Origin of the sequence: Reyranella sp., assembly GCF_050185545.1 — a bacterium.
Lineage (GTDB): Bacteria > Pseudomonadota > Alphaproteobacteria > Reyranellales > Reyranellaceae > Reyranella.
The window spans coordinates 25,049-35,606 of sequence record NZ_JBFWZI010000065.1; the positions used below are offsets into that span (position 1 = coordinate 25,049).

Consider the following 10,558-nt stretch of genomic DNA (forward strand, 5'->3'; position numbering starts at 1 on the left):
GCTCGCCGTCCGCTATCCGACCGATGACGCGATCTGCGCCGGCGTCATCCCCTCCTTCTCCTCGCGCAGCAGCACGTAGAAGATGGCCGGCAGCGGCTGCACGACGATGGCCACGACGGCGCTGTAGACCCAGAGAACGAGCCGCCCCAGCGCACCGTGTCCCAGCACCAGGATGATCAGTCCTGCCCCCACTACGACGATCACCGCCCACGATAGGAAGGTGAGCAGGATCGGCACGCGCCGGTACCGCGTCAGGTCGGCGCTGCGCGAGAAGGCGGCACCGAAGTGGAGGCGCTCCACCATCATGGCGGGGATGGTGACTGCCCACAGTGGCAGCAGGATGAAGGGCGGGATGATCAGCAGCGCCGACAGCCCGATCACCAGGTACTGGATCATGCCCAGCAGCAGCAGCCGGCCGAACAGCGGGGCTTGGACCTGGCGGAACATGGGCTCCCATTGCGGCTTGCGTCCCGCGATCACCTGGAAGACGCCCCAGGTAATGCAGATCGACGTCGCGGCACCGGCTGCCAGATGGACAATGCCGCTCAGGATCCCGAGGCTCAGCAGATCGACCACCAGCGAAATCGCGCCGAAGACGAGCGTGATGGTGACAAAGGCCGCGAAATTGTCGCGAGCCGTGAGGTAGGACCGCTCCAGGACGGAGGTGACGGTCCACGACGGCGGGGGCGGGACGGCGGTCATGGCCACTATCCTAGCAGAGACGCTGCCGGGGCGAGAGTCACCGGGTTGTCATCCAGCAAGACCTCCATGCTTCCTCACTCTTGTGCTGCATTTGCGCTGGACGGGTTCACCGCGAACGGCCCCCTCATTGTCCCGTGCTGGGAGCGCGCCACTCCGATGGCGCTCATGGGATGTGAAGAGCGCCATCGGAGTGGCGCGCTCCCGGCGATGAGATTCATGTCCCCTCCGCCTCAGAACCGGGACGCGTTGCGCCGGCGTCGATTACCTCTGCAGTAGTCGACGCGATGCGGTGCGGCTTCCATCGTGGGGGCCGTCATCCGGGCGAGGACCCATGCATCCACTCGATGAAGCTACCCTGTTGAGCGCATCCGATCCCGCCGGACTTCGCGGCCGCACCAGCGATGCCTACTGGAACTTCGGCGGACCTTTCGGTGGCGTTACTGCCGCAACCCTGCTGCGCTCAGTCCTCGACCACGGGGAACGACAGGGTGACCCCTGCTCGGCCACGGTCAATTTCACCGCCGCAGTCGCCCGTGGCTCGTTCGAAGTCGACGTCCGCGCGGTGCGCACCGGCCGCTCGGTGCAGCACTGGTACGCCGAGCTCAGGCAGGGCGACGTCGTCGCGGCCAACGCCACGATCATCTGTGCCCGGCGCAACACCACCTGGAGCCATCAAGCCGCCAGGCCGCCGGCTGCACCCGATCCGGGAGGCATCACGCCAATGGCGACGGATGGCCGCAACGAATTCGTGCGCCAGTTCGAGTTCCGCTTTGTCGAGGGTGCGCTCGAGCTCCAGCCGTCCTTCGACGGCGAGCCGCGCAGCGCGCGTTCCTGCCTGTGGCTCAACAACGCCGTGCCGAGATCGTGGGACTTCGTCGGGCTGATGACGTTCTGCGATCTCTTCTTCGGGCGAATTTATCACGTGAAGCGTACGCTCTTTCCCATCGCGACCGTCTCCATGACGGCGTACTTCCACGTCGACGGGGAGGGCCTGGCGGCGCTCGGCACCTGTCCGCTGCTCGGCGTCGCCGACGCGAACGTCTTTCATGCCGGCATTTTCGACCAGTCCGCGCAGCTCTGGTCGCCGGACGGCCGTCTGCTCGCCACGACCACCCAGCTCGTGACCTGGCGTGATTGACGAAATGATCATTCTCATTGCTGGGCGCGGGCCACTCCGATGGCGCTCTTCTTGACGGCTACGCATCCCATGAGCGCCATCGGAGTGGCGCGCGCCTCAGCAATGAGGGACTACTTCCAGCCCTGCTTCAGCACGCGCTCGACGTACCGCGGGACGACCTCGGTTGCCGGGCCGTAGATGTGCTCGTGGAACAGGTCGCGGTTATCGGTCGGCTCCAGGTTGAGCTCGACGGTATGGGCGCGGGCGCGATGGCGGCGAACCTCGAGGACGAAGCCGGCGGCCGGATAGACCTCGCCCGAGGTGCCGATCGCCAGGAACAGTCCGCAGCGCTCGAGGGCCGCATGGATCTCGTCCATGTGCTGTGGCATCTCGCCGAACCAGACGATGTTGGGCCTGAGCTCGCCCACCGCCTGGCAGTTCGGGCAGATCGACTCGGGGCTGAGATCGACGTCCGATTCGAAGACATGGATGCAGCGCATGCAGCGGATTTCGCCGTCGCGGCCGTGCATGTGCAGGATGTTCCTCGATCCTGCCATCTCGTGCAGAGGGTCGATGTTCTGCGTCACGACCACGACCTCGCCGCCGTATTCCTTCTCCAGGTGGGCCAGCGCGCGATGGGCGGCATTCGGCTCGACATGGGCGGCGCGGAACTGGCGCCGCGTGTCGTTGTAGAAATCGAGCACCTTCTTCTTGTCGCGGTGCCAGGCCTCGAGGGTGGCGACCTCCTCGAGATTGACGCGCATCCACAGCCCACCGGCGTCGCGGAAGGTGTCGATGCCGCTTTCCTTGGAGATGCCAGCGCCGGTCAGCACGACGATCGTCGGCGGGAATAAATCCTGATGCACGTCATCACACCGTGAGGAACTGGTGCACGATGCTCTCGTCGGCGCGCAGGTCGGCGGGCGTGCCGGTGAAGCGGACCTCGCCCTTCTCGAGGATGTAGACGCGATCGGCCAGCGCCAGCACGAACTCGAGGTTTTGCTCGGCGAGGACGATCGACAGGCCGGTCGACTTGAGATCGGCGACGCGCTGCAGCAGCTGCTCGACGATCAGCGGCGCCAGCCCCTCCGACGGCTCGTCGAGCAGCAGCAGCTCGGGATTGCCCATCAGGGTGCGGGCGATGGTGAGCATCTGCTGCTGGCCGCCCGACAGCACGCCGCCGCGGCGGTCACGGATCTCGGCCAGATCGGGAAACAGGGCGAACACCTGCTCCTCGCGCCAGGTCGACTTGCCGCCGGCGCCGGTGCGGCGGGCGATGTCGAGATTCTCCCACACCGACAATTCCGGGAAGATGCGCCGGTCCTCCGGCACGAAGCCGATGCCCAGCCGGCAGATGCGGTGCGGCGCCAGATGGTCGATGTCCTGCCCCTTCCACACGACCTTGCCGCGCCGCGGCGGGGTGAGGCCGATGATCGAGCGCATGGTGGTGGTCTTGCCGACGCCGTTGCGTCCGATCAGGGCGATGCATTCGCCGGCACGCACCTCGAGCGAGACGCCGAACAGGACCTGGCTCAGCCCGTAGGAGGTATGGATGCCATCGACCTTCAGGAGCTCGGCTCTCGGGGGCTCAACCATGTGCGTGCTCCCCGAGATAGACGCGCTTCACCTCCGGGTCGTTGCGCACCGCGTCGGGCGCGCCGGAGGCGATGATCTCGCCGTGATGCAGCACCGAGATGCGCTCGGCGATGCCGAACACCACGGACATATCGTGCTCCGTGAACAGCAGGGTGAGGCCGCGCGCCTTCACGATGTCGCGCACCGAGGCGATTGTCTCGCTGGTCTCCTGCGGCGACATGCCGGCGGTCGGCTCGTCGAGCAGCAGCAGGCGCGGCTGCGAGGCGAGCGCGATGGCAAGCTCGAGCTGCTTCTGCTTGCCGTAGCTCAGCTCACCCGCGGTCTCCAGCGCCTCCGCCGTCAGGCCGACCAGCTCCAGCAGCTCGCGCGTACCCTCGCGGTGCAGCGAGCGGCCCGGCCGGAACAGGTTCCATTGCCGGCCCTCGTGCGCGATCAGCGCCACCTGCACGTTCTCGAACACCGAGAGCCGGGGATAGATGTTGATGCGCTGGAACGAGCGGGCGATTCCCAGCCGCACGATCCTCTGCGGCGGCAGGCCGACCAGATCGCGACCTTCGAAGGCCACGCTGCCCTTGTCGGGCCTGAGGTGGCCCGTGATGAGATTGAAGAACGTCGTCTTGCCGGCGCCGTTGGGGCCGATGACGGCGTGCACCTCGCCCGCTCTCAGCTCGAACGAGACGTCGCGCGTGGCGACGAAGCCGGCGAACGACTTCCACAGGCCGTCAATCTGCAGCATTGTGGTCATGGCCGGCCCCAACGCGCCATGCGTAGCATGGCGCTCATGTCTTCCCCCACCGTGCCCTGACCCGGGCCACCAGGCCGATCAGCCCGTCCGGCAGCACCATCACGATCACCAGCAGGATGAGGCCCAGCACGGTCGGCCAGTAGGTCGTGTACTGGTTGGTGAAGACCTGCAGCAGGTGCAGTGCGGCGGCGCCGAGGATCGGCCCGACGAAGGAGTACATGCCGCCCAGCAGCACCATGATCAGCACCTGCGCCGATTCGGTCCAGTAGGCGTTCTCGATGTACATGCCGCGGTGGTACATGCCGAACAAGGCGCCGGCGAGCCCGCCGAAGCTGCCGGCCACGGTGAAGGCGGCCCAGCGCATGCGCCGCGTGTCGACGCCGATGAAGCCGGTGCGCACGCTGTTCTCGCGCACCGCCACCAGGGTCAGGCCGAACGCCGAATGGCAGATCATCCAGAGGGCGGCGATCGCGACCGCCACCACGGCCAGGGTGAAATAGAAGTAGCTGACGTGATGGGTGAGCGACTCCGGCAGGTTGATCCCGGTGAAGCCGTCGTCGCCGCCGGTCACGTCCTTCCACTTGAAAGCGACACCCCACACCAGCATGGCGAAGGCGAGCGTCAGCATGGCGAAATAGATCTGGGTCAGCCTCACGCAGAAATAGCCCACGACCGCCGCCACGATCCCGGCCAGCACCACTGCCGCCGGCAGGCTGAACAGCAGGGGCCAGCGGTAGGTGGTGAGCAGGATGGCGCAGGTGTAGCCGCCGATCGCGAAATAGGCGGCGTGGCCGAAGGAGATGTTGCCGGTGAAGCCGATCAGCACGTTCAGGCTCAGGGCGAACAGGACGTAGATCAGCACCTCGGTCGTGAGATCGACGGCGTAGCGGCTGCCGGCCAGCGGCAGCAGCGCCAGCAGCACGACGAGGGCTGCCGAGGCGATCAGCTGGTTGCGCTGCGGCATGTCAGTGCCCCGACTCGGGCCGGCCGAGCAGGCCCCATGGTCGCACGATCAGCACCGCCAGCATCAGCACGTAGGGCAGCACGTCCTGCCAGTTGGGCGCCCACACCGTGCCGAACTGCACGACGAAGCCGAACGCCAGCGCCCCCAGGAAGCTGCCCCACAGGTTGCCGAGCCCGCCGATGATCACGATGATGAAGCACTCGTTGATGATGGTGGCGTCCATGCCCGGGACCAGCGCCACGCGCGGTGCGGCGAGCGCGCCGCCGATGCCGGCCAGCGCCGAGCCGATGGTGAACACGGCGGCGTAGACCATCGGCACGTTGACACCGAGCGCCGACAGCATCTCGCGGTCCTGGGTCGCGGCGCGCACGATGCGGCCCCAGCGCGTGCGATCGACCAGCAGCCACATGGCGATCGCGATCAGCGGCCCGACCACGCACAGGAACAGCTGGTATTGCGGCAGGACGACGAACCCCAGATTGACCGCACCGCCGAGCCCCGGCGGATAGCCCACCGAGTACTGGTCGGTGCCCCAGATCATCTTCGCCGCGTCGCTCATCAGCAGCACGATGGCGAAGGTGAACAGGAGCTGCATCAGGTGCTCCTTGTCGTACAGGTTCTTCAGCAGCAGTCGTTCGATGACCAGGGCGATGACGGCGAGGCCCGCGGCCGAGGCGAGCACGCCGACGAGAAACGGCGCCCCCCAACTCTTGGTGACTGTGAAGATGATGTAGGCCCCGAACATGTAGAACATGCCGTGGGCGAAATTGATCACCCGCAGCACCCCGAAGATCAGGTTGAGGCCGGAGGCGATGATGAACATGTTCATGGCCAGCGCCAGGCCATAGAACGCGTTCAGCGTGAACATCGTGAGGGTCATCGGCAGCTCGTGGCTGGGAGCGCGCCACTCCAGTGGCGCTCATGGGGACCGCGGGCGTCCCGCCCGCTCATGAATCATGAGCGGGCGGGACGCCCGCGGTCCGGAAGATGAGCATGAGCGCCACTGGAGTGGCGCGCTCCCAGCACAGAGGTCACTTCGGCTGGATGAATTCCACCGGATCCATCATGCGGTAGGCGCGGCCCGGCTTCTTGACCATGGGGCCCCAGAACTGACCCGTGTTCGCCTGATGGGACTTCGCATCGATGGTGAGCGGTCCGACCGGGGTCTTGATCGTCAGGCCTTCGAGCGCGGCGGCGACCTTGTCGGCATCGGTCGACTTGGCCTTCTCCATCGCGGCTGCCGTGTACATCACGCCGATATAGCCGAGCAGCGCCCACTGCGGCGTTTCCTGGGTGTTGAGCTTCTTGGCGAGCCGCTGCTGGAACTCCTTATGCGAGGGATCCTGGGCGTGATACCAGAGCTCGTAGGTGTTGGAGATGACGTTGTCGGGATAGTCGCCCTTCAGCTCGCCGGCGATCTCGTGGCTGGCGATCTCGCCGCCGGAGATCCACTTGATCTTGTCGAAGAAACCGAGCGGCTTGGCCTGCTTGACCCACGACACGAAATGCGGCCCCCACAGGCCCGACAGCACGCCGTCGCAGCCCGCCGCCATGACCTGCGGAATGAACGGATTGAAGTCGGTGGCGCCGAGCTTGGGCTTCAGCGTCAGCACGATCTTGGCGTTCGGCGCGTTCTTGGCCAGCGTCTTCAGGATGCCGGCTTCGAGGTCGTTGCCGTAGGCATAGTCGAGTTGGAGATGGCAAAGCTTGGTCAGCTTGTTCTTGCCGGCCAGCATCGACATCGTGTCGCCTTCGAAGTCCGTGTTGGAGGCGGTCCGGAACACGTACTTGTGCAGCTTGTCGGTCGTCATCTGGATGGTCTTGGGGATGGTCGAGATGTAGACGACCTTCTCCTGCTTCGACACTTCCGACATGGCGAGGCCGACGGCGGACGAGAGACCGCCGACGACGATGTTGACCTTGTCCTTGGTTATCAGCTCCTTCATCGTCGAGGAGGCGGCCGACGGGTTCATCTTGTCATCGCGTTCGACCGATTCGATCTTGCGGCCCAGGATGCCGCCCTTGGCGTTCAGTTCCTCGATGGCCAGCTGATGGCCGGCCATCGCCGGTACGCCGTACACCGCCCCGCCGCCGGTGAGCGGATACATGGCGCCGATCTTGATCGGCTCCTGGGCAAAGGCCGATCCGACGCCCAGGGCGCCGACGGCGATGACGATTGCGCTGACTTTCATGTTCTGTTTCCTCCCGACGTGACGTGCCATCCTGGCTTCGATCGTTGACTCCCCGTTCCTCGACAACTGACGCGTGGACCCATGAGAGCGTCCACCCGGCTGGTAATCTGCACGCCGGAGCCATCACAATTCAAGCTGAGTTCGGCGTCGCTCGCCTGCGGAGTGGACGCGCTTCATTCTCCTCCCCCGTTATCGGGGGTAGGGCCGGGGGAAGGCATCAGTCGAGATTTCTCCAAGCCCGACGTCGGAATCCGAAGCATCTCGCCTGAGGCCTTCCCCCTCCGCCCCGTTTGGGCCACCTCCCCCGATGACGGGGGAGGCGCATGAAGGTCGTTGTGCTAGGGTGCCACGCCATGCCCCTTGGAATTCTCTTCGTGTGCTCGGGAAACATCTGCCGCTCGCCCATGGCCGAGGGCGTGTTCCGCACCATGGCGGAGCGCGAAGGGGTGGGCGAGGCGTTCTTTCTCGACTCCGCCGGCACGCTGGCCGGCCATGTCGGCCAGCCGCCGACGGCGCTGGGCGTCGAGGTGGCGGCTGAGCGCGGCTACGACGTCAGCCGCCACCGGGCGCGCCTCGTGACGGCCGCCGATATCGACCGCTTCGACTATGTCCTCGGCATGGATCGCGGGCATGTCGCGGAGCTGCGCTGGATGGCAACGCGGTCGACCGTGGACCGTGTCCAGCTTCTCACCGCCTTTGCGCCGCAACTCGGCGTCACCGATATCCGCGATCCCTATCGCGGCACGCGCGCCGACTACGAGCGCGCGCTCGACCTGATCGAGGTCGGCTGCCGTGGCCTGCTGAGAGCGTTGCTGCCATACGTCAAGAAAGCGATTTGACGGTGGCGGCTGGGCACGGCGCGGCCCCGTCAGAAACTCCATTTGACCGTCAAAAGGGCCATTTGAGCCCGAGCTCGCCGAACCGGTTGGCGACGTTGAAGGTGAGGCGCGAGACGTCGTTGTCGTACTTGTTGTGGGGCAGGCTGCCGCAATAGGTGATCGAGCCGACCGAGAAGATGGCGCCGCCCTTGGGCTTCTCGATGTAGGTCATGTCGGCGCGGATGAGCTGCTCCAGGGTCTCGCCGGTGATGGTCGTGTCGAGGCCCAGCCGCTCCTCGTGGACGACGACGAAGTTCTTGCGATCGTGGCCCTCCGACGAGGCCAGCACCACGGCGTTGAGCGGGCTGCCCAGGCGATGGTCGAGGCGGTCGAGCTCGAAGCCCGCCGCGCCGCCGCCCGAGAAGCCATAGCCGCCGAACAGCTCGTCCTTCACGCCCTCGAATACCCAGGCATGGTGATTGTCGCGCGCCGCCGAAGTCTGCCGGAACGAATCGCCGACGAACCGCCCCTGGCTCGAGAATCCGATTCCGCACAGCAGGTTGGGTGGCCGATCGGAGCGCCGCCACAGGCCGCCATAGGCGCCGTCGAAGGCGTGGTAGTACTCGCCCGGCTCGGCCGGCCAGGTGCGGATGCCGCCTTCGGTGCGGCGCACCTCGATGGCGCCCGGCACGGCGTCCGACAGCGCGACCCGCCAGTAGAAGCCGTTGCCGCCGAGATACATCAGCCGGCCGCCATTGTCGGTGTAGGCCTGCAACGCATCGAGCGTGTTGGCGGTGTGGTACTCGGGATGGCTGCCCGTCACCACCACCTTGTAGTGATTCAGGATGTCGACGCCCTTCTCATGAAGGTCGTGGTCGGTGACGACGTCGTAGGCGATGCCCATGCGGTCGAGCCAGCCGGTGAGGTGGGTATCGGCCGGCAGGTGGCGCAGCCCCGACCCGGCGGGGTCGTTGAAGGTGAGATAGTCGGGCCGCCAGCTCAGCAGGGGCCGCAGATGCGAGGAGTAGGCGACACCCGACCCGTCGCGATGGAAGTTGTATGTCGAGAGGCCGTAGTCCTTGTTGTCGTCGGGATTGTTGGCGGCGGCCTTCCACTCGGCGACGCGCTTGCGGAAGGCTTCATCGAAGAGGCCGCGCGAAAAATTGCCGTAGACCTGATAGGTGAAGGTCGAGGCGATGTAGCAGACCTTGGCCTGCGGCTTGCCGATCTGCGGCCGGATGAAGAACGGGATGAAATCGCGATGCGGCCCGCAGCGGAGCTGGACGGCGTAGACGCCGCTCTTCATGCCCTTGGGGATGACGAAGCTGAAATCATCCGCCCAGCCGCAATCGTGCAGATCGTCGTCGTGGAAATGGATGGCGGCATAGTGATGTGGCGCCACCTTCCAGTCGCGTTCGGCGCCGGTCCACGCCGATCCCTTCATGGCCCGGGTCGGCAGGTTGACCAGCCGGCCGTGCAGCCTGTTGGGCCCGGTGTCCTCGATCTCCATCGTCGCCATGCGCCGGGTGAAATCCCAGGCGGCGACGCCGGCGATGGCGGGCGCCTCGATCTTGCCGTTGAAGCAGCGCCGGGCCGGACGATCCGTCGCGGACTCCGCGCCGATCAGGACCGGCTGCGGCGCGTCGAGCGCCAGGCCGGAGGCGGTGGCGCTGGCCTCGCCCTCGTCGTCGACCGCGAAAACACGCTGCAGGGGCTGCTGGCCGACGCGCAGCATGCCCGTCGCCGGATCGGCGCTCGCCCACACGCGGTACCAGGCTCGCGATCGCAGCTTCTTGCCGACGACCACGCGCGCACCGCCGCTTTCCAGCGCCATGCCTTCCGGCGTCAGCACCAGGGCGAAGCCCGCGCCCGTGCTCGCATCGCGGCGCGAGATCACGGTTTGCGGCCCATCCTCGGGCAGGGTCGGCCAGATCAGCGCCTCGACCGCGAGCGCGCCCGACAGCGCCACGTCCTTCGCGCCCTCTACCACGGCATAGGAGCCCGGCCAGGCATGCTGCTGGCGCGATGCGAAACGGCCGTCGAACAGCTCGGAGCATTCCTCGAGCTTCAGCGGCAGGCCGGAGGCCGGATTGGGATCGCCGCGAATGACCCGCACCAGCATGGCGTGATACGGGCCCGGCCCCACGCTCGAGACCTTGAAGGCGATCCGATCGCCCGAGCGAACCGATACGCGGTCGGCATATCCCGTCAACGGTGCAGTCACGACTATCTCTCCCCCTTCTTTTTCCTCCCCAGCGAAGCTGGGGGTGTCCGCGTCTTCGCGGACGGAGGGGTCATGGTCTTCCGGACCGCGGGCGTCCCCCCCGCGCAAGATCATGAGCGGGCGGGTCGCCCGCGGGCCAAGAGAGCCCGACCCCGCCCCCCCGGATTGCGGGGCACCGTCCCCGCGGAGCGGGGGAGGAG

The 10,558-nt window shown here is 66.6% G+C and carries 10 protein-coding genes; 2 read left to right on the forward strand and 8 right to left on the reverse strand.

Translation table 11 applies throughout. The features are described from left to right. Positions 1-12: 12 nt before the first annotated feature. Positions 13-702, reverse strand: coding sequence for a hypothetical protein (locus AB7O82_RS18495; protein ID WP_428619918.1), 690 nt, complete (start codon positions 700-702; stop codon positions 13-15). A 331-nt stretch (positions 703-1,033) separates the two neighbouring features. Between AB7O82_RS18495 and AB7O82_RS18500 the strand changes: the two genes are divergently transcribed. Beyond that, positions 1,034-1,840 (forward strand): acyl-CoA thioesterase, encoded by an 807-nt coding sequence (locus AB7O82_RS18500; RefSeq protein ID WP_428550652.1) that lies wholly within the window; start codon positions 1,034-1,036, stop codon positions 1,838-1,840. A 110-nt stretch (positions 1,841-1,950) separates the two neighbouring features. Here the strand turns inward: AB7O82_RS18500 and AB7O82_RS18505 are convergent, their stop codons facing one another. The 6 genes from AB7O82_RS18505 to AB7O82_RS18530 form a co-directional block, all read right to left on the reverse strand. Beyond that, positions 1,951-2,685 carry an NAD-dependent deacylase gene (locus tag AB7O82_RS18505; protein ID WP_428550650.1) on the reverse strand — a complete coding sequence of 245 codons (735 nt, stop codon included), beginning with the start codon at positions 2,683-2,685 and terminating at the stop codon, positions 1,951-1,953. Between the two features lie 4 nt (positions 2,686-2,689). Beyond that, positions 2,690-3,415 carry an ABC transporter ATP-binding protein gene (locus AB7O82_RS18510; protein ID WP_428550648.1) on the reverse strand — a complete coding sequence of 242 codons (726 nt, stop codon included), beginning with the start codon at positions 3,413-3,415 and terminating at the stop codon, positions 2,690-2,692. After that, positions 3,408-4,160, reverse strand: coding sequence for an ABC transporter ATP-binding protein (locus AB7O82_RS18515; protein ID WP_428550646.1), 753 nt, complete (start codon positions 4,158-4,160; stop codon positions 3,408-3,410). The genes AB7O82_RS18510 and AB7O82_RS18515 overlap by 8 nt, the downstream gene beginning before the upstream one ends. A 34-nt stretch (positions 4,161-4,194) precedes the next feature. Next, positions 4,195-5,124 (reverse strand): branched-chain amino acid ABC transporter permease, encoded by a 930-nt coding sequence (locus tag AB7O82_RS18520; RefSeq protein WP_428619919.1) that lies wholly within the window; start codon positions 5,122-5,124, stop codon positions 4,195-4,197. Between the two features lies 1 nt (position 5,125). Continuing rightward, a complete protein-coding gene (locus AB7O82_RS18525) occupies positions 5,126-6,004 on the reverse strand; it encodes a branched-chain amino acid ABC transporter permease (protein ID WP_428550642.1) in 879 nt (292 codons plus the stop codon). A gap of 151 nt (positions 6,005-6,155) precedes the next feature. After that, positions 6,156-7,316 carry an ABC transporter substrate-binding protein gene (locus tag AB7O82_RS18530; RefSeq protein ID WP_428550640.1) on the reverse strand — a complete coding sequence of 387 codons (1,161 nt, stop codon included), beginning with the start codon at positions 7,314-7,316 and terminating at the stop codon, positions 6,156-6,158. A gap of 353 nt (positions 7,317-7,669) precedes the next feature. On the opposite strand from AB7O82_RS18530, the gene AB7O82_RS18535 reads away from it, so the two are divergent. Further along, a complete protein-coding gene (locus tag AB7O82_RS18535) occupies positions 7,670-8,155 on the forward strand; it encodes a low molecular weight protein-tyrosine-phosphatase (RefSeq protein ID WP_428550638.1) in 486 nt (161 codons plus the stop codon). 49 nt (positions 8,156-8,204) lie between these two features. Here the strand turns inward: AB7O82_RS18535 and AB7O82_RS18540 are convergent, their stop codons facing one another. Then, on the reverse strand, positions 8,205-10,358 hold the full coding sequence (locus tag AB7O82_RS18540) for a N,N-dimethylformamidase beta subunit family domain-containing protein (RefSeq protein ID WP_428619920.1): 2,154 nt from the start codon (positions 10,356-10,358) through the stop codon (positions 8,205-8,207). Positions 10,359-10,558: the final 200 nt, after the last annotated feature.

Excerpts from the sequence above, each read along its gene's own strand:
- AB7O82_RS18530 (WP_428550640.1), bottom strand. The coding sequence starts at position 7,316 with ATGAAAGTCAGCGCAATCGTCATCGCCGTCGGCGCCCTGGGCGTCGGA.
- AB7O82_RS18535 (WP_428550638.1), top strand. The coding sequence starts at position 7,670 with ATGCCCCTTGGAATTCTCTTCGTGTGCTCGGGAAACATCTGCCGCTCG.
- AB7O82_RS18525 (WP_428550642.1), bottom strand. The coding sequence starts at position 6,004 with ATGACCCTCACGATGTTCACGCTGAACGCGTTCTATGGCCTGGCGCTG.
- AB7O82_RS18495 (WP_428619918.1), bottom strand. The coding sequence starts at position 702 with ATGACCGCCGTCCCGCCCCCGCCGTCGTGGACCGTCACCTCCGTCCTG.
- AB7O82_RS18515 (WP_428550646.1), bottom strand. The coding sequence starts at position 4,160 with ATGACCACAATGCTGCAGATTGACGGCCTGTGGAAGTCGTTCGCCGGC.
- AB7O82_RS18500 (WP_428550652.1), top strand. The coding sequence starts at position 1,034 with ATGCATCCACTCGATGAAGCTACCCTGTTGAGCGCATCCGATCCCGCC.
- AB7O82_RS18520 (WP_428619919.1), bottom strand. The coding sequence starts at position 5,124 with ATGCCGCAGCGCAACCAGCTGATCGCCTCGGCAGCCCTCGTCGTGCTG.
- AB7O82_RS18510 (WP_428550648.1), bottom strand. The coding sequence starts at position 3,415 with ATGGTTGAGCCCCCGAGAGCCGAGCTCCTGAAGGTCGATGGCATCCAT.